The 17,583-nt window shown below is 41.5% G+C and carries 18 protein-coding genes; 4 read left to right on the top strand and 14 right to left on the bottom strand.

Annotation, left to right across the window (positions count from 1 at the left end):
- Positions 1-211: 211 nt before the first annotated feature.
- The 11 genes from V7K35_RS06210 to V7K35_RS06160 all read right to left on the bottom strand — a co-directional run bounded on the left by V7K35_RS06210 (position 212) and on the right by V7K35_RS06160 (position 10,733).
- Entirely contained in the window at positions 212-1,285 is a 1,074-nt protein-coding gene (locus tag V7K35_RS06210) for a 2-aminoethylphosphonate aminotransferase (RefSeq protein WP_335077270.1), read from the bottom strand.
- Between the two features lie 44 nt (positions 1,286-1,329).
- Positions 1,330-2,496, bottom strand: coding sequence for a phosphonopyruvate decarboxylase (aepY, locus tag V7K35_RS06205; RefSeq protein ID WP_335077268.1), 1,167 nt, complete (start codon positions 2,494-2,496; stop codon positions 1,330-1,332).
- An 86-nt stretch (positions 2,497-2,582) separates the two neighbouring features.
- The gene (locus V7K35_RS06200; protein WP_335077266.1) at positions 2,583-2,822 is read right to left on the bottom strand and encodes a hypothetical protein; all 240 of its coding nucleotides are present in this window, start codon (positions 2,820-2,822) and stop codon (positions 2,583-2,585) included.
- 93 nt (positions 2,823-2,915) lie between these two features.
- Positions 2,916-3,590: an FCD domain-containing protein gene (locus V7K35_RS06195; RefSeq protein WP_335077264.1), complete on the bottom strand. Its 675-nt coding sequence runs from the start codon at positions 3,588-3,590 to the stop codon at positions 2,916-2,918.
- 211 nt (positions 3,591-3,801) lie between these two features.
- Complete coding sequence (gene aepX / locus V7K35_RS06190) at positions 3,802-5,457, bottom strand: phosphoenolpyruvate mutase (protein WP_335077262.1); 1,656 nt, start codon at positions 5,455-5,457, stop codon at positions 3,802-3,804.
- Between the two features lie 191 nt (positions 5,458-5,648).
- A complete protein-coding gene (locus V7K35_RS06185) occupies positions 5,649-6,404 on the bottom strand; it encodes a phosphocholine cytidylyltransferase family protein (RefSeq protein WP_335077260.1) in 756 nt (251 codons plus the stop codon).
- Positions 6,405-6,574: 170 nt separating this feature from the next.
- Positions 6,575-7,366, bottom strand: coding sequence for an alpha/beta fold hydrolase (locus V7K35_RS06180; protein WP_335077258.1), 792 nt, complete (start codon positions 7,364-7,366; stop codon positions 6,575-6,577).
- A gap of 13 nt (positions 7,367-7,379) precedes the next feature.
- Positions 7,380-8,111 (bottom strand): 2OG-Fe(II) oxygenase, encoded by a 732-nt coding sequence (locus V7K35_RS06175; protein ID WP_335077256.1) that lies wholly within the window; start codon positions 8,109-8,111, stop codon positions 7,380-7,382.
- Between the two features lie 460 nt (positions 8,112-8,571).
- The gene (locus tag V7K35_RS06170) at positions 8,572-9,201 is read right to left on the bottom strand and encodes a hypothetical protein (protein WP_335077254.1); all 630 of its coding nucleotides are present in this window, start codon (positions 9,199-9,201) and stop codon (positions 8,572-8,574) included.
- A gap of 156 nt (positions 9,202-9,357) precedes the next feature.
- Complete coding sequence (locus tag V7K35_RS06165; RefSeq protein ID WP_335077252.1) at positions 9,358-9,963, bottom strand: CDP-alcohol phosphatidyltransferase family protein; 606 nt, start codon at positions 9,961-9,963, stop codon at positions 9,358-9,360.
- A 128-nt stretch (positions 9,964-10,091) separates the two neighbouring features.
- Positions 10,092-10,733: a glutathione S-transferase family protein gene (locus V7K35_RS06160; protein WP_442939694.1), complete on the bottom strand. Its 642-nt coding sequence runs from the start codon at positions 10,731-10,733 to the stop codon at positions 10,092-10,094.
- 397 nt (positions 10,734-11,130) lie between these two features.
- Here V7K35_RS06160 and V7K35_RS06155 point away from each other — a divergent pair, with 397 nt between their 5' ends.
- On the top strand, positions 11,131-11,400 hold the full coding sequence (locus tag V7K35_RS06155) for a hypothetical protein (RefSeq protein WP_334793697.1): 270 nt from the start codon (positions 11,131-11,133) through the stop codon (positions 11,398-11,400).
- A 1,043-nt stretch (positions 11,401-12,443) separates the two neighbouring features.
- Positions 12,444-13,865, top strand: coding sequence for a pyridoxal-dependent decarboxylase (locus V7K35_RS06150; protein ID WP_335077250.1), 1,422 nt, complete (start codon positions 12,444-12,446; stop codon positions 13,863-13,865).
- A 145-nt stretch (positions 13,866-14,010) separates the two neighbouring features.
- Here the strand turns inward: V7K35_RS06150 and V7K35_RS06145 are convergent, their stop codons facing one another.
- On the bottom strand, positions 14,011-15,198 hold the full coding sequence (locus tag V7K35_RS06145) for a zinc-dependent alcohol dehydrogenase (protein ID WP_335077248.1): 1,188 nt from the start codon (positions 15,196-15,198) through the stop codon (positions 14,011-14,013).
- Positions 15,199-15,286: 88 nt separating this feature from the next.
- The gene (locus V7K35_RS06140) at positions 15,287-15,463 is read right to left on the bottom strand and encodes a hypothetical protein (protein WP_334796190.1); all 177 of its coding nucleotides are present in this window, start codon (positions 15,461-15,463) and stop codon (positions 15,287-15,289) included.
- Between the two features lie 49 nt (positions 15,464-15,512).
- Between V7K35_RS06140 and V7K35_RS06135 the strand changes: the two genes are divergently transcribed.
- On the top strand, positions 15,513-15,647 hold the full coding sequence (locus V7K35_RS06135; protein ID WP_335077246.1) for a hypothetical protein: 135 nt from the start codon (positions 15,513-15,515) through the stop codon (positions 15,645-15,647).
- Positions 15,648-15,795: 148 nt separating this feature from the next.
- Here the strand turns inward: V7K35_RS06135 and V7K35_RS06130 are convergent, their stop codons facing one another.
- Positions 15,796-16,596, bottom strand: a complete 801-nt coding sequence (locus tag V7K35_RS06130; protein WP_335077244.1) for an SDR family NAD(P)-dependent oxidoreductase — start codon at positions 16,594-16,596, stop codon at positions 15,796-15,798.
- A gap of 289 nt (positions 16,597-16,885) precedes the next feature.
- Here V7K35_RS06130 and V7K35_RS06125 point away from each other — a divergent pair, with 289 nt between their 5' ends.
- On the top strand, positions 16,886-17,155 hold the full coding sequence (locus tag V7K35_RS06125; RefSeq protein ID WP_335077242.1) for a hypothetical protein: 270 nt from the start codon (positions 16,886-16,888) through the stop codon (positions 17,153-17,155).
- Positions 17,156-17,583 lie beyond the last annotated feature (428 nt).

Below are 17,583 nucleotides of genomic sequence, written 5' to 3'. Positions count from 1 at the left end.
CACATTGCGCTTCTATCTCGCCTCCCCTACCTCCCTACGGTGTACACACAAGTGCAAATTACCCCCCTTAATCCCACGCCACTTGCTATAACGGAGGGAACCTCCGCAACGCAGTGGCTCCCCTTATAAAGGGGGGAAATAAGAAATCTTGTTCCCTCCCCTTGACAAGGGGAGGGTTAGGGAGGGGTAAAACTTACGCTTCAAGTCAGTTCTACCGAATAATTTGTTTAACAACAGTAATAAAGCGTTCCATGTCAACTTGGGTAATAGCTCCCATTGTCGAGACTCGGAAGATAGATTGAGCTAAATTTCCCTGTCCAGAATAAATAATATAATCTCGTGCTTTCAGTTGGTCGTGAAATTCTTCATAGCTGAAACCATCTGGCAAATAGTAGGCATTCAAGACAACGGATGAACTGCCAACAGGAAGTAGAGGTTTAATTCCAATTGAGGCTAACCCGTCTCTAACTAAGCTGGCGAGTTGGTTGTAATGGCTGTGTCTGGTACGCCAACCCCCTGCTTCTGCCATTTCTTCCAAAGCTTCCGTTAAAGCATAAAATGTCTGTACTGATTGCGTAAAAGGTGTGCCGCCTCGGTCTTGTTGCTGGCAATAGGTTGCTAAATCTAAATATAAGGTGCGGGGGATTGTGGCAACTGACGGCAGTGCATCCCGTTGCAGGATAACAAAGGAGGTTCCAGGGACACCATGCAGACATTTATTAGCTGTCGCAGCGCAAGCGGTAATTCCCCAATCTGCAAAATTTAGTTCCTCAGCACCAAAGCTGCTGACAGCATCTACTAAGAGTTTGATGCGGCGTTCTTGACAAATTGGCGCAAGTTCTGCCAAATTATTTAGGCGACCGGTAGTAGTTTCGTGATGGACGACAGCAAGGTGGGTGATGTCGGCGTTTTCATCTAAAAGTTTGACTAAACCGTTGATATCTATTTCGGCATCCCAAGCGTGGGAAAGTGTTATGTAATTAATACTGTGGATTTTGGCGATTTTGGATAGTCGTTCGCCATACACACCGTTTTCAATGACTAGTAATTTCCCATCATTGGGGACTAGACTGCTGATCATTGCTTCCATCGCTGCGGTACCAGAACCTGTGAGGAGAACTGCTGCCCAGCCTACGCTTCCAAGACCATAAACTTGAAGTAATTGTTCGCGGATTCTGCTTTGAAGTTGGGAAAATTCCACCTCACGGTGACACAAATCGGGACGCAACAGGGCATTTCTGACGCGATCGCTCAAATTCACTGGGCCGGGATTTAATAAAATCATTACAAAGGGACGCGATTAATCGCGTCTGTACAACAGTTAGAATTTTATTGCCAGTCGGAACCAATATGTTTCATAAAGCGCTGTAAAACTGCTTCTGGGGTGATATCGGGTCTGGGTAGCTTTTCTAAAGTTCCGGGACGGATTTTTAAATGAGCGAATTTAGGTCTAGTGTTGGCATCTGTGGTAAATAAGGCATCTAAAAGCGCTGGATCGTCTCCGGCTAATGTAACGCCGTAACCACACGCTTCGGCAATTTTGGCAAAGGAGATACCCGCAGAGACGGTGGCTTGTGCGCCTGTGGAATCATGGACTTCATTATCTAAGAGAATATGGATTAAATTAGCACCGCCATAAGTGCCGATGGTAGCAAAATTACCCATTCGCATTAGCGCTGCTCCATCGCCATCAATCACTACTACCTTCAGGTCTGGACGTGCTAAGGATAGTCCCAATCCCATTGAGGAAGCGCAACCCATCGACCCGACCATATAAAGATGATTGGCGCTGTCTTTACTGGCGAAGAGTTCCCGCCCCGTGTAGCCGGTGGTGGCAATTACTACAGTGTTTTCTCCATCAATGAGTTCCACAATTCGAGCCAATGCTTCGCTGCGAGAAACGCGTTGTTCTTTGTGATTCCGAAAAAAGCTTTGCTGAATATGAGCGCTACTACTATTTTCTCGTTCGGGGATAGAAGAACGGGTGAGTGCATGGGGGGCAATCGCTCCTTTACGCATAATTAAAGCATAAGGACAGCGTTCTTGTTGCATATAGGCTGTGGCTCTTTGCAGAACGGGTTCTATTTCTGCCGCGTCTGTGGGAAAAAATTCCCAAGGTATAGTCATTGTTTGCAGCAATTTCTCTGTGATTTGCCCCATTAATTCATGTTGTGGTTCATCTTGCAACAGGCGATCGCCTCGCAGGGTACAAATCAGCAGCAGTGGAATCCGAAAGATATAATTTAGGGACGTTAGCGGGTTAACTGCGTTTCCCAAACCAGAGTTTTGCATCATTACTACTGCTGGTTTTCCACCAATTGCTGCTCCAGCTGCGATCGCTACAGCATCTCCCTCATTGGCTGCGGAGATATATCTAAGTTGAACGTCATTGATGACGTAGTTAATAAAAGGCGTGAGAAAAGAACAGGGTACGCCAGTGTACCAGCCAAAGCCAAGATTACGCGCAGCTTCTACAAATTCCTCTGCCTGAATCATAATTAAAAATTTACAGCAATTTTCAGGTATTTAGACGATTGAGATGGGGAGTTGGGATGAAAGATATTACTTCGACTTCAGAAAGGTCAATGAGCAATTTTATTTTTGTAACCCTTCGTACCAAGAGTCTCAAACGTTGCATGGTGGCTGGTGAGAGGCTTGCTACTTTTGGGACTATTTTCATTAGAATCCTGATTGGCATGAATTCGCATCTGCAATAAATTGTTTCCTGTTGCACTTAAATAAAAAATAATTTGTAGAAATATTAAAAACTTTTGAATTTTATTATTCCACTGTTCCGATAGTTTTTGACTTTGATTGTTCATGATAACTCCGACTGAATTCATCTTTTTACGATAATAAACAACTTGAGTTTAAAAAAGCTCAGATGAGAATTAAATCTACTCAAAGCTAAGAAATTACTCTTTTTTAAGTAATTTTATGATTTGCTCAACATCATTAAGAGAATAGCTTAAGTGTGAATCAATAGCGTTACTTAATTTTTCTTGGTTTAGCTCAAGTATGGCTTGAAAAATTTCCACGTGGATCGCGTTTTGTCCAATTGCCATATTAAATTTTAGTTGGGGAATCCAAATTTTAAAAAAATCCATATAATCTTGTCTATATCGTTCTACCAACCTTCTTGCATATTCTTCAGGATGAGCATTCATAATACGGGTGTGAAGATACTCATCCAAAACAATCATTAATTGATTATCTTTCTCATTAGATGCTAGTTTATATAACAAATAAACCTCTTGAAGACTAATTAAATCTTTTGCTTTTAAAGGTTTTAAAAAGTATTCTATAGCTTCCTTTTCATACTTAAATCTTACTTTTAATCGCTGACAAAATTGTCCAATAGAATACTGTGGAAAGTGTTCAAGCAGAGGATTAGATAAAGTTTTGGCAAATACCTCTCGAAGAGCTTGATTAGGAGGAGTTTCTCCCGTTTCAATTGCTACTATAGTCCTTCGACAGGTATAACACTCTTGAGCTAACCTATCTTGTGACCAAATTATATTTTTTCGTGAGTTTTTCAATATGCGCCCATAGGCTAGCTTTGTTAGCTTATCTTGTATTAAACCATCCATAATTATTTTGGTTCGTTTAGAAGCTTAATTATTTTTTAGTCTATCAAAATCAAATAGTAAATTTAGCGCATGTTTTATGCTCAGGGATGGACGAGCATTGGGCATGGGGATTAGAGAGGAAAGATTATTATTTGAGCTTTAAAACTCAAAACTTGAGCTTCATAACTCGAAACTTCAACCTCACAATTCCCCATGCCCCATGCCCCACTCCCTATTGCTTTAATTGAAAAGCAAGGTCGAGATCATCTAAAGAATTAACATCTAACCAGTTACCGCGAATATAAAGCACCTTGATTGGTTTTCCCTGCTCGATTAAATAATTGCATAATTCTGGCAAACCCAAACTGTTGAATTCCGGTCGTTTTTGTAATTCATTGAGTGCTTCACTCAGCCACTCTCTACCTTGACTCCGCAGGCGTAGCATCCCAATCCAGCGCCCACTAAATTTCCCCAATTGCGTTTGTGTTGTTTTAGAAATGTCTAACAGGTTTACATCCTGTCCAAACAGAGAAAGGTCGTCTGGAATTGAGCAATAAGCGTAGTCAGGTGAACCGCTAACAGACTTACTGTTCGCCACAGAATCAACCACAGCCACAATTTCTCCAGGACATTCTAATAAATCCCGCAGAATGTAGCTTCTAAATAGTAAATCGCCGTAAAGCACCAGCATCTCGTCACTGAAGTTGGTTTGAGCTACGGCTAAGGATGCTAATTCTCCCGTTGTTTCATAATCTGGGTTGCGAATGACTTTAGTCCCCGGAACATTGATGGTTTCTGCTTTGTAACCTGCGACAACGGTAATATCGTTGATGGCAAGTTTCTTGAATTTGTCCACCAACAACCTGAGTAAAGGTTTACCTCCAAGGGGTAACATTACTTTCGGTTTATCTTGCGTCAACGCTGCTAATTCTTGGCCTCTGCTAGCAGCCAAAACGATCGCTTGGGTATCGTGGCGTCCATTGTTAAAGTAACGTTTTTCAGCTTCTTGGAGTTCATCCGCCCCCTGTAGCCGGAAAATTTCTTTTACAGGCGCAATCTCATCTTCAATGTTGATTAAAGTTTCGCTGGCTTTCACTTCGCGAGCGATCGCTTGCATACTAGCAACAGCAGCTCGAATCAGATGATTTGCCCAAATGACTAAATTCACTTCAGCTTTGCGAAAAACATCGGTGGGAGTGCTGTAATATTTGGTTGGTATAATTACTAACGGGGAACGACCCGCCCACTCTTTAGCAAAGGCTAACACTTGATCAGGACGCGATGATTTACTGTGAATCAGGATGGCGTTGGCTCCTGCGGCGTGATAAGCTTCAGCTCGGCGCATTGCCTCTGAAAGATCCCACCCGGCAATCAAAGCTTCGAGTCGGGCGACGATGCAAAAATCTGGATCTGTTTGACTATCTTTACCTGCCTTAATTTTGCCGGAGAATTCATCAATATCAGCCAAAGCTTGGCGACTACCATTAATGAAACTATTGGTTTTGGGAAAAAGCTTATCTTCAATACAGACTCCAGCAATACCTCGCTGTTCTAACTTCTTAACCAGGCGACGCATATTATTAAAGTTGCCATAACCAGTATCCCCGTCTAGCAAGATGGGGATACTGGTGACATCAGACATGAACTCTAGCATTTCCACAACTTGAGTCCAACTGGCTTCATTATTATCTCGAACGCCATATTGAGCCGAAAGGGCGAGTCCACTCGCCCAAATTCCTTTAAATCCAGCCTCTTCCACAATCCGGGCGCTAATCCCATTGTGAGCTTCCATGATGAAGTCAAGTTGAGGCGATTCTAGTAATAACCGCAATTGGGCACACTTATTTAATTTTGCAGCGTTGACAATGGGTGCAAATATTTGATGCATTTATTCTACTTTTTTCAACCTATATAATATAGCGGTTCTCAATCGCATGGAATACAGACCTAACCCCCAGCCCCTTCCCTATAAGGGAAGGGGGGTAAGATTCAAAGCCTCTCTCCTTTTAGGAGAGAGGAATGGAAGTGAGGTCAAACTGTAATGTATCCAAACCAAAACCGCTAGAAATGAAGATATTTTCAGACCTTTTCTACGACTTCTATCTGAGGTAAAATCTCGTTTTGGGCGCGTTGAATATCCTGGGGAAAATCAATTTCGAGCCAAGGTAAACCAGTGATGTCTTCGTAGCCAAATGTTTCTGGAGTTTCTAAGAGCAGATCCCGAATTACTTCTTCATAAGGTTCATTATCGCGTCCGTCTGCAACATATTGTTCTGTGCGAGTAGCAATCCGGTGAGCAGCAGCACTTCCAAAACGAAAGAATCCCACTGATTCGCCAATCAAATCATAAGCCAAACCAGGAGGTACTTGTTTGCGAAACTCCACTAGATACTTATCTCTAACGCAAAGCTTCACAGGTTCATCTCCCGGTTCAAAATCTCGATCTAGTAAAAAGCTGTTGGCGATATTTGTCTTTACCAGTCGTTCGATGATGCCGCGATCGCACAACACATCTGCATCCATTAATAATATGTCATCGCCAGCAACTAAATGCTGACGTACAGTCCAAAGGCTGATCGTACTGCCTTTGGTGTAGTCAGGATTATAAATTGTACTGACCCAATTTTCGGCTCCTAATGCTTTGATTTCATCCTGAATTCTTTGTGCTTGATAACCCACAGCAATCACTACTTCGTCAATCTGATAATGACGGAGGTTGTTCAAATGGCGCTCTAATAGAGATTTCCCGTTAAATTTCAGTAAGCATTTGGGTTGATTTTGCCCATCTTTACCTAAGCGTCGGCCAACGCCAGCAGCTAATATAATTGCCTTCATTGTCAAGTCACCAACAAAGCTATAACACCAGGAAATCTAAGAATTTTCCCAGTATTTATAATGACTGTTTTTTGTTCAAAATAATGTTTATTAATTAATTCTTAATCTGGAATAGGTTTGTTTTGTTCCGACTGGGAATACAATACGCTTGGGTTATGCTTTAGCTTACATTAATCAACAATAAAATTAGCTGATAATAAAATCTCATAAAGATTAACATCATTTTGAACTAAGCAAGCATGACCGCTATTAGGTAAAGTTATTATCTGAGAATTAGGAAAAATATTATTTAAACGTTGTGCTTCTGCTGATGAAGGTAAAAGTCGGTCATCTTTACTAGCAATTAATAAGACAGGTTGAGTAATTTTAGATAATTTTTTCTCATCAATATCAAATTCTCTCATCAAAGATAGACGTTGATTAGCAGTTTCTTTTGGTGCAGAACTGGTTGAGTTTGAAAGAGCTTGACTAGCAGCAGGTGAAATTTTATTTAAATTAGCTAGAAAAGGCAAGGATAAAAACGAAGAAATTTTATAAAATAATTGAGGTGTGTAAGGGAACAAAAGCGAACCTAAATTTAACCAAGGTACTCGATGAAATGAAGAAGCAGAATTAATTAAAATAATTTTTGTAAATAGTTGAGGGAATTTTTCTAAAACTTTTAGCGCCAAGCAACTTCCGAATGATTCTGCACAAAGATAAACAGGCGAGCGCGGTACTTTTTCTAGTTCTATTTGGGTTAAAGTTACCATTTCTTGTGTCATTTCGTCCCAACTTGTTAAATCGTCAGACGGAATGACAAAACAACGGACATCAAAAGCAGCCTCTAAACCTGCTGTTTGAATATACATCAGTTCCTTTCCAGTCTCATCCATGCCTGGGATAAATACAAAGAGTGGATAATTAGGATTAGATGGCTGGGGAGCCAGAAAATAGGGATGGCTGCGAACTTTAGATAGCATGGCTAAACTAATATCAATAACGAAGGGAATAATTAGAGCGAAACACCTGGCGAAAACCAAAATAAGCGATCGCATCTTTCATATTCGAGACAAAACGTTTTAGCATACCCATGCGGGTGTCGGTGACATACTCCAAAGTTAAGACAATGCGCTGTTCATTTTCACCCAAGGGAGTAACTCTGTGGTAAAGTTTGTCACCATTGAATAATACTAGAGTACCGGGGGTTATGGAGAGCGATCGCGTTTGTGTCTCCCGTTCAGGAATATCCTTGTAGAGTTGATATTCCAGCTTACTGGATGAATTATCAACTAAACCAAGCAACACTGTATAACGTTTCCCATGATAGTAAGAGGTATCGTAATGATACTGGATATGGTCTCCAGGCTCAGTGTAGTAGTACAGCGCGTAAGTATGGGGATCAGCATCAGGACAGGGAAGGAGTTTTTCTGCCGTAATTTTGTTGAGGAACTCGAAAAAGGCACTAAGTTGATAAAACTCTCCAAAAATCGGAGCAAGGCTGTCTAAACTATAGCGGCTAATACTACCGCCCTTTTTATGATTGGGAATATAGTTGCGGTTTATAGCAGGTTGCAAAGATGGCAACAGCGCCAAAAACTTCTCGATGATGGAGTTAGGGAGAAAGTTCTCAACCACCAAAAATTCATTTTGAGCCTGAAACTCAGCTTGAAATTTCTGGTAATCAACAGCTGCTATAGCTTTATCAATTTCAGTTTGAAGCTCCATTGATTATTTGATACTAATATAAGATTGCAAAAATAAACATACCATTCACTCAATAAATTGTCCCACAATACCCACAACCTTCACAGTTGCGTCCTTACTTTATATTTACTATCAAAAATATCATAATCTATCCTTATATATGAAAAAGCCGCTTGCTAACTCTATCAAGGGGTTTTCAGGCTGCATGGATTTATTTTACTTATCTGAGGAGTGTAACTCTATCCTTCATTCTTTACGCTGATTATAATTTCACTCTCAACTTGGTAATACCAATTTAATGTGAAGCTGCACTAAATGAGTAACTCTCTATTCTTGGCGCTCTTGGCGTACTTGGCGGTTCGTTTAATATTCTGTGCATCTTCATACAGAATTGGTATAAGACCTTTAATAAATGCGATCGCTCTTTTACACTCAACATAATTTATTCTTTTTACAAAAACTTTTTTAGATAACACCGCAACTACACATCGTTATTGTCCTGGGCTACTGACGTGTTAATAATTTTTATGTCAGGGGTAACACTAAAACCTTTTGGTTTTAATTGTTGAGATGATTTTTCAAATAACTGATTAATTCTATATTTAAGGTCTTTCTTGGAAAAGTTTATTATTACTTGAGTAACCGATTCAAGTAAATCAGTCCATAAAGGATTATCAGAATATATTTTAAAAGTTTCAGTAAGTACTTTTTCTTCTTTTACCGATGGTGCTATAACAATAAAAATATCATCCTCTTGTTTAATAGAGATATACATAGCAATTCCTGAAGGCGGTACTAAATTCTTATTAAAAAAGCTTTTCCCACAACTACTAAAATTAAAACCTATAGTAGGTGCAGAAATCACTAATTTGAAACTAAAAAAACATTCATTATCTACAATAATAGCATCTTGAATAAAATTATAAGGAGCAATTTTAGAGCCTTTTTCATCAACAATATATATATCTTTTCCTGGACTACATTCAATATGTAAAGCGATTTTATCAATCAGTTCGCGGATAAAATCAAAATTTCTACCTACATATGCATAGGTATCCTCATAATCTTTGTTCACACTATCGACCAGATGTTGAAATATTGATTTTGGCATAATGATAAAACTTTTAATAAAATAATAGTATCATGTTTAAATGAAACAAGTAAGTATTGTCACCAAGTTTAATAAGTGCGATCGCAAAATTTGATTATGCATTCAAGAAAGCTAAAAAGCCTGTTTTATTAGCTTTCTGCCCCATGCGCCGTTATCCTAGTTTGATTCAGGTTGCGGGAGTGCCCAAAATTGCCAAATTACCCATATAGCAAAAGTTGGTGCCCCAATTGTAGCTGCCATTAGTAACGGCTCTAGTCCATGCAGTAAGGTAACTATGGGAAACAAATACAGCACGTCTTCAATGTCAAACCCAGCGAAATTTGGTTGACGACTGGCGTCTTTACCTAAACGCTGTTCCATTTGGTTTCGCAAATGAAAGATGCAAGCAACAGACACACCAGATACTATCCCCATTAGTAACGCCCACCAACCAAATTTTCCCTCCTTAAGACCATATCCAATACACACAAACAAAAGAATGTGGATGATGGCGTCACTAGCGAGATCATACTGATGTCCCCATTTGCTGCTTTTCCCACTCAAACGAGCTAATTCCCCGTCGGTGTGATCTAGAAAGTTGGATAAAGCAAATAGCACTGCGCCAATATTAGCCCAGATCGCATCGCCAACTGCAATTGCTACCGCGGCCGCCAACCCTGTCACAAGTCGCACTGTCGTGAGATGATTGGGGTTTACCCAACTGTCTTTTAGAGGTTTAACTAGCCAGTAAGCAAGTTGAGCATCCCAAGGCTTGGTGATCATAGATGAACTTGAATTTGATATGGTATTTGAATACATATAACATTTACAATTACCACATCTAGCTAGAGATACAGATTTTTATTGAATAACTGGCAGTTTTAGGATATAGCGGTTCTTAGTTGAGTGAATTATTGAATGCTTTTAGCGAAGTCGTATGCGCCTCCACGTTCAAGGGCGCGTTCGTAAGCAGGTCGTGCATGGATGCGCTCGACAAATTGCTTAATCTTTGGTCGGCTTGAGATGAGTTCAGCTTGCATAGCGACTATTTCCAGAGGAAAGCTCATTTGGATATCGGCGGCAGTAAATTCTTCGCCTACAAACCATGTACTCTTATTAAGTTCACCTTCTATGTAGTCAAAGTGAAGCTTGATCTGGGGTGCGATAAATTCGTCGTTTACGCTACTGTCTTTTATACCAAAATTGTTGAAGACGAGGTTCATCACCAGAGGTGGCATTGCAGAGCCTTCGGCGTAATGCAGCCAATAGGTGTAGCGCAGATGCTCCGGCGTACCAGATGGCGGGACTAGCCGACCATTACCGTAGCGATCCACTATATATTCGATGATAGCGCCCGACTCTGCAACAGTGAGGTCTGCATCTGTGATCACTGGTGACTTGCCGAGCGGATGGACTTCACGCAGCGATGTCGGTGCCAGCATTGTTTTCTGGTCGCGTTCGTAGAATTTAATCTCGTATTCGATACCTAATTCTTCGAGTAACCATAGCACGCGCTGCGATCGCGAGTTGTTGAGATGATGGACAACGATCATAATTGCTACTTTTTGATAATGGGGTTGATAGGAGCTTTTACTCATCTCAACCTATCATCAGTTCTCCCACTGTTCATCTATCTGCTGGTTTGTTTTGAGTCTTGTGGCGATCGCACCAAAGGCAGCTTTAGAAACGTGACAAAATGTCTAGAGTGAAACTGCATTACTGACCGAGGAGTAATTTAGCCTAGTTTGTGCTTATTCCTCTTGCCATTATTGCTGCCAATAAGGGAATCAAGCCAAAAAGTGACCAATAATTCAGATTTTCATTGACTCCGAACCCACAATCATTAGCAGGGGTTGCTACTGCATTCTCTGGTGATTCCAGCTTTGACTCGGAAGAATTGGCTGGTATCAGCTTTGTTGTGGCCTTTGTTTTGAAGTTTGATGGTTGTAAATGAATATAGGAATAATCGAGCCTTACAGTGACGGGTTTTTAGAAATTGTACCAGAGGGTGAAGACAGCGATTATTGGCATATTGCAGCCATACACATCAATGGCCAAGCTTACTGCCCTACCCCTCGGCTTTATCGTTCAGAAAGAGCGGCATTAGCAAAAGCTACACAAATTTATGATTGGATAGCTGATCACGAAGGAGAAATTAGTAATGGGGCTTGTAACTGCTCTGAATTGAAACTCATCCTATGGCAGCAACCAAAAGTATAGCAACAGCCAAGGTGGTTAGGACATTAACAGATGATAAAACTTAGACATAAAAAGGCTTTTCACCCAGTCCCCAGTCCCTTGCTATATCTTAGTTGCGCTACGTTTTCGAGTTTGCTTGCAGCGATCGCCTCATCACCCGAAGCATCCAGCCAAAAGGTTTTTTGTTTGGGCTAGGATACGGGGGAGGGATTAGAAGTGGGGGGTTAATTTGCGGTGACAAATTGGCGAAAGAAAAGTTGCTGCTAGGGAGAGCGATCGCTTCTTGCGTGCAACTTTGACTCGCTTGTATTTTCTAAAGACAAACTGTTAGCCCAAACTTTTCTCTCTACAAGACGCTGAACGCAAACGCTTGTATATTTTTAGCTGGGATACTCAGTTTTAGTGAGGAGCAATAAAAGTGAAATAATAAACTAGTATGCCTTGCTAGGAGATACAGCCAATCAATATTGAGATTTTGATCACCGCTTCTAACTGACTTGTAAAATGTCAACCCCAAAAAAATCCCTCCATCGTTATGACTGTAAAAATCCAGACTGAAAAAGACTTTTTTACTGCAAGCACTAATATAAATATCAATCAAGAAACAGAAAACGAAAAAGTTTTATGTTCTCATTGCCAGCGCACACCTACGAACGGTATTAAATGTAAAGGAATCTGTGTGGCTGACAATGATTATTAAGGGGATGATTTTTTGACAACGCATCCACTCGTAAATTCTGTGAAGGGATTGCGAGGCTTGATCACTAAGCTGAAGTTTTTCCCTTATATTACCTTAAGAGTACTCCAAGTAAAAAAGTGCCCAATTGTCATTGCGAATGGAGCAAAGCGGAATGAAGCAATCGCAATATATTGGGATTGCTTCGTTACACTTCGTTGCGCTCGCAATGACAGGTTTTGGATCATTTATTTTTTGGAACACTCTAAAAGAGTAACAATACTCTCCTTTTTTTCACTGAGCTTGATACAGAAAAATAAATATTAAAGCTTTAGATAAAATATAAAATATGTAGTGTTAAATCAGATTTTTTATCCAAGATAAAAATATGGAAAACAATCAAGAATACCATATGTCTTCAGATGAATTTCGTCATTGGGGATATAAAACTATTGATTGGATAGCTAATTATTTAGAAACAGTAGAGCAACTCCCTGTTTTATCTCAAGTAGAACCTGGAGACATTAGAGCCAAACTACCAGAAACGGCCCCGGTAAAAGGAGAGTCTTTTGCAGACATTTTACAAGATTTAGATGAAATCATCGTACCAGGATTGACTAATTGGCAGTCTCCAAACTTTTTTGCTTTCTTTCCTACAGGTATTTCTGCACCATCAATTTTAGGAGAATTAGTCAGTGCAGGACTTGGAGTTCAGGGGATGTTGTGGGCAACTTCTCCAGCTTGTACTGAGTTAGAAACTCATGTTCTAGACTGGTTAATAGATATGTTGCAACTTCCCTCACAGTTTAAATCTTCAACCACAGGAGGAGGAGTAATTCAAGACTCAGCCAGTAGTGCTTCTTTAGTAGCTTTGATAGCAGCTAGAGAACAGTTAAAAGCAGATATTAATCAACTGGTTGTCTACACTTCTATTCAAGCACACTCTTCAATTGATAAAGCTGCCATTGTAGCGGGAATTAAACGAGACAATATCCGTTTAATTGAGGTTGATGCTGATTATAGAATGCGTCCAGAATTACTACAACAGCAGATTATTTCAGATATTGAATCTGGATTAATCCCTTTTTATATTGCTGCTACTGTAGGGACAACCTCATCTCATGCCATAGATCCATTAACAAAAATAGGTGCGATCGCTCAAATACATAAGATTTGGTTCCATGTTGATGGTGCAATGAGCGGTACAGCAGCTATATGTCCTGAATATCGGTGGATTCATCAAGGATTAGAACTAGCAGACAGCTATTGTTTTAATCCTCACAAATGGATGCTAACTAATTTTGATTGTACCTGTTTTTATGTGAAAGACCGAGCTAAACTAATTCATGCATTATCTATCATGCCTGAATTTCTCAAAAATCAAGCTAGCACGTCTGGTAAAGTTATTGACTATCGAGATTGGCAGATTTCTTTAGGACGTAGATTTAGAAGTCTCAAACTGTGGTTTGTAATTCGGCACTATGGTATAGAAGGCTTACAGCATTATATTCGCAAGCATATTGCTTTAGCACAAGAATTTGCTGAATGTGTAAAATCTCATCCTAGTTTTGAACTGGTTGTGAATCCCCCGTTAAATTTGGTATGTTTTCGCCATAAATTGGGTGATGCAATTAACCAAGAAATTATTAACAAGATCAACTCTTCGGGTAAAATCTATCTCACTTCTACCAAGCTTGAGCAAAAATTAACTTTAAGAATGTCAATTGGACAAGCAACCACAGATAAAATACACGTACAGCAGGCTTGGCAATTAATTTGTGAAACTGCTGAGAACATAGAAAATCATTAACTCACTTTTCGCCACACACGCTCAACAGCTAAACCATTAAGTATACGTTGAGCGTGCAGCTTGTCTGTTGGCTGCTAGCGTGTAGAAGACAAGCACGGAATACAATGCTAACGTGCTTGTTTCTCAAAGGTTTTCCGTATTTACCTTATAAGGTTTTGGTGGACTCACCAGGCTTGAGCACAATCTTGATACAGTTGTCCTGCTTGTCCTTGAAAATTTGGTAGCCGTGGGGTGCTTGATCTAGCGGCAGACGATGGGTAATCACGAACGATGGATCGATATTGCCATTTTGAACGTGATCGAGCAACGGACGCAAGTACCGATGAACGTGTGTTTGTCCCGTTTTCATCGTCAAGCCTTTATTCATGAAAGCCCCCATAGGTATTTTGTCTACAAAACCAGTGTAAACACCGGGAACAGATACGGTGCCGCCTTTGCGACAGGCAACGATCGCTTGACGCAGCACATTGGGGCGATCTGTCTCTAGACGTACTGCTTGCTTCGCTTTGTCATAAAAGCCTTCCAAACCCAAACCGTGAGCTTCCATGCCCACTGCATCCATTACCGAGTCGGGGCCGCGTCCACCCGTCATTTCTTTCAGGGCTTCACCCACCTCGATTTCTTCATAGTTAAGGATTTCTGCCCCACCAGCTTTTGCCATCTGGAGGCGTTCGGGAACGCGATCGATCGCAATCACCCGCTCTGCACCGAGAAGAAAGGCGCTTCTAATCGCAAATTGCCCTACAGGGCCGCAGCCCCAGATTGCCACAGTATCTCCAGGCTGGATATCACAGTTTTCCGCAGCCATGTATCCGGTGGGGTAGATATCGGTCAGAAACAAAACCTGTTCATCTGTCAGTCCATCTGGAATCTTGAATAAACCAACATCGGCAAAGGGAACGCGGGCATATTCAGCTTGACCTCCTGCGTAGCCGCCTGTAAGATGCGAGTAGCCAAAAAGACCCGATGGGGAATGACCCAGCATTTTTTCTGCCATCCAAGCGTTGGGATTGGAGTTATCGCAAAGCGACCATAAATCTCGATTGCAGAAGAAACACGAGCCGCAGGAAATCGTAAAGGGGACGACAACGCGATCGCCTATATTTACATTCTTGACAGCTCTCCCCAACTCAACGACTTCTCCCATGAATTCATGACCCAGGATGTCGCCTTTTTGCATCGTCGGGTTGTAGCCGTCATAAAGATGTAAATCAGAACCACAAATCGCCGTTGACGTGATTTTAACAATAGCATCACGCGGATTAATAATTTTGGGATCGGGTACGGTTTCGACCTGCACATTATGGGTACCTTGCCAGCAAACTGCTTTCATATGTTGAATTTCCTGAAGTTAAGTTGTTTGTTAATAATGAAATGCATCTACCAGGACTTTTGTCAATTACCTTTCGGTGAAGCCGGGTTCACCGCAGTAGAACTGGTTGAGCGTCAATGCGGATGCGGAATAGCGTATAGGGCTTCTGACGCAGGTCTATTCCGTTTTGGTATTTCGCCTGACGATGCAACTGGTTTGCAGTAACGTCTGGTTCTAATGTGCCTAACGACTCATCTGTGGGCAACTTTTGTAACTGAATAACCATGAGTAATATCTCCTAAATAGGGCTAGGATTTGCTTGAAAGGTCAGCAGCATGAATCAGTTCTGGTTCGGACAAATGATCAAATTTCTAGTTTTGAGATCCGCTACATTGGTCAGCGAACGCTTTGAACTCCACAGCATCGTGACTACAGAACAGGCGCACACCCTTATTGCGATCGCTCGATAAGAATCAGCCTAAATGTGTGAGATTGCCGACTCCGCGATTAACTTCGTTGATGCCGTTAGCCTAAGCGATGCCTACGGCGGGCTGCGCCAACGCTCTCCATTTCAAAACAGTGTCAACTGAGCATATTCCATTGATTACGTGTAAATTACTAGTTGCCTGATCCCGGCTCACTGAGCTTGCGATGCAGTTCAGCACTTACGGTATCAGGTAAGACCTTGCTCACTGTGCCCAGAAGCTTCGTCTTGAGTGAACCTGCGATGATCTCATGCTTACCTGCCATTAAAGCGTCGAAACCCTGCTTGGCGACCTCAGATGGATCGTCCTTTTTATCCGCGCCTACCTTGGTGTCGTCCATATCCGCACGGTGGAAGAAGTTGGTATCAGTCGGCCCGGGCATGAGCGCGGTGACGGTAACACCTGTATCCTTCAATTCGCTACGTAGCCCCTCTGAAAAAGAATGCACAAACGCTTTTGAGGCGGCGTAGACTGTCTCGAACGGCCCGGGCATCAAAGCGGCGATCGACGATGTGAAAAGGATTCGACCTTTGCCAAGCTCAACCATATCCTTTACAACTAGTTTGGCAAGATGGACAGATGACACAACGTTCAAATTAATTAGATTGAGTTCGTCCTTCAGGTCAGTTTCACGAGCGAAGTCGCCGCTCACACCGACACCGGCGTTGATGGCGATCGCATCCACTGGTCGGCCAGTCGCTTTAATCTGCTTGTAGAGCGTCTCAACACCGTCATAGTTAGCCAAATCAGCTTGCACCGTCTCAACCTGAGCACCTAGATCTTTGAAAGCTTGAGCAGCTTCATTGATACTCGATCCGGTGGCTGTAACTAGAAGATCAAAGCCGTTTTGGGCAAACTGTTTGGCAAGTTCGTAGCCAATACCGTTTGAGGCACCCGTCACGACAGCAAGGGGTCGGGTCAAAGAACTGTTCATAACCGTTTGTTCAAACTCCTATATAATTGCTCCACGCTCGTAAGTCTTGGCAAGCTTCTGTCTCACTACCAGACCGTCTGCGTGGACTGTAGGCTTTCAATTCTTATAATTTTAGGGAGGCAGCAGTGTAGTTACGTCTTTCCCAGGAAATATCACTGCTGTGTCTTTAAGGTTACTTTTATGGAGTTTTGGATATATTTTTAGCCCTCATTTAGTTGGATAGTTGTGCTTAACTTCTACCTCTGGCAAACCTCAGATTTTAAGGGACTAAGTACAGGTTTGCATAAAATTGTATCGTTTATTAAATGTACAGGGACACAATGCCATTGCAGAGGGACACAATGCCATTGCAGAGGGACACAATGCCATTGCAGAGGGACACATTGCCATTGTAGAGGGACACATTGCCATTGTAGAGCGACACAATGCCATTGCAGAGGGACGCAATGCCATTGCACAGGAACACATTGCCATTGCACAGGGACACATTGCCATTGCAGATGGACGCAATGCCATTGCCAAATTTAATTCGTTACAAATTAATGAAATGCTCTACTAATACAATTTTTTTATGAGGCTGCACCAAATTTTATTAACTTCTTATTTCTTTCTTTGTGTTCTTCTCTACGAGACGCTGCGCGTAGCTTGCTTCTCCGCAGGAGTATGCGGTTCGTTCCTCATATAGGGCGCATCTTCATATCGAATCGGTATAATATCAAGTTCGGTTAAACACTTATAATATCTGTGGGTTGGGTTGAGGAACGAAACCCAACATTAACAAGAAGTATTTGTTGGGTTTCACTGGCTTTCAACCCAACCTACATTGATAGATTTTATTACAAGTAATCACCCGAACTTCATATAAGTAGTGACAGTCACATAGCAATGGTGAAATAGGACTTTTAGCTAGCTTTAATAGTCTATTTTTTCCAAAATATCTAAACAAAGCCTCAGCCCTATTTGCAACAAAACTCAGCTGTATTATGC

The organism is Nostoc sp. (assembly GCF_036917275.1).
Taxonomy (GTDB): domain Bacteria; phylum Cyanobacteriota; class Cyanobacteriia; order Cyanobacteriales; family Nostocaceae; genus Nostoc.
The sequence above is the reverse complement of the archived record's forward strand: the minus strand, read 5'-3'. Positions and strand labels throughout refer to the sequence as shown.

Coding starts and splice junctions, on each gene's coding strand:
- V7K35_RS06210 (WP_335077270.1), bottom strand. CDS start 1,285: ATGATTTTATTAAATCCCGGCCCAGTGAATTTGAGCGATCGCGTCAGA.
- aepY (WP_335077268.1), bottom strand. CDS start 2,496: ATGATTCAGGCAGAGGAATTTGTAGAAGCTGCGCGTAATCTTGGCTTT.
- V7K35_RS06200 (WP_335077266.1), bottom strand. CDS start 2,822: ATGAACAATCAAAGTCAAAAACTATCGGAACAGTGGAATAATAAAATT.
- V7K35_RS06195 (WP_335077264.1), bottom strand. CDS start 3,590: ATGGATGGTTTAATACAAGATAAGCTAACAAAGCTAGCCTATGGGCGC.
- aepX (WP_335077262.1), bottom strand. CDS start 5,457: ATGCATCAAATATTTGCACCCATTGTCAACGCTGCAAAATTAAATAAG.
- V7K35_RS06185 (WP_335077260.1), bottom strand. CDS start 6,404: ATGAAGGCAATTATATTAGCTGCTGGCGTTGGCCGACGCTTAGGTAAA.
- V7K35_RS06180 (WP_335077258.1), bottom strand. CDS start 7,366: ATGCTATCTAAAGTTCGCAGCCATCCCTATTTTCTGGCTCCCCAGCCA.
- V7K35_RS06175 (WP_335077256.1), bottom strand. CDS start 8,111: ATGGAGCTTCAAACTGAAATTGATAAAGCTATAGCAGCTGTTGATTAC.
- V7K35_RS06170 (WP_335077254.1), bottom strand. CDS start 9,201: ATGCCAAAATCAATATTTCAACATCTGGTCGATAGTGTGAACAAAGAT.
- V7K35_RS06165 (WP_335077252.1), bottom strand. CDS start 9,963: ATGATCACCAAGCCTTGGGATGCTCAACTTGCTTACTGGCTAGTTAAA.
- V7K35_RS06160 (WP_442939694.1), bottom strand. CDS start 10,733: ATGATCGTTGTCCATCATCTCAACAACTCGCGATCGCAGCGCGTGCTA.
- V7K35_RS06155 (WP_334793697.1), top strand. CDS start 11,131: ATGAATATAGGAATAATCGAGCCTTACAGTGACGGGTTTTTAGAAATT.
- V7K35_RS06150 (WP_335077250.1), top strand. CDS start 12,444: ATGGAAAACAATCAAGAATACCATATGTCTTCAGATGAATTTCGTCAT.
- V7K35_RS06145 (WP_335077248.1), bottom strand. CDS start 15,198: ATGAAAGCAGTTTGCTGGCAAGGTACCCATAATGTGCAGGTCGAAACC.
- V7K35_RS06140 (WP_334796190.1), bottom strand. CDS start 15,463: ATGGTTATTCAGTTACAAAAGTTGCCCACAGATGAGTCGTTAGGCACA.
- V7K35_RS06135 (WP_335077246.1), top strand. CDS start 15,513: ATGAATCAGTTCTGGTTCGGACAAATGATCAAATTTCTAGTTTTGAGA.
- V7K35_RS06130 (WP_335077244.1), bottom strand. CDS start 16,596: ATGAACAGTTCTTTGACCCGACCCCTTGCTGTCGTGACGGGTGCCTCA.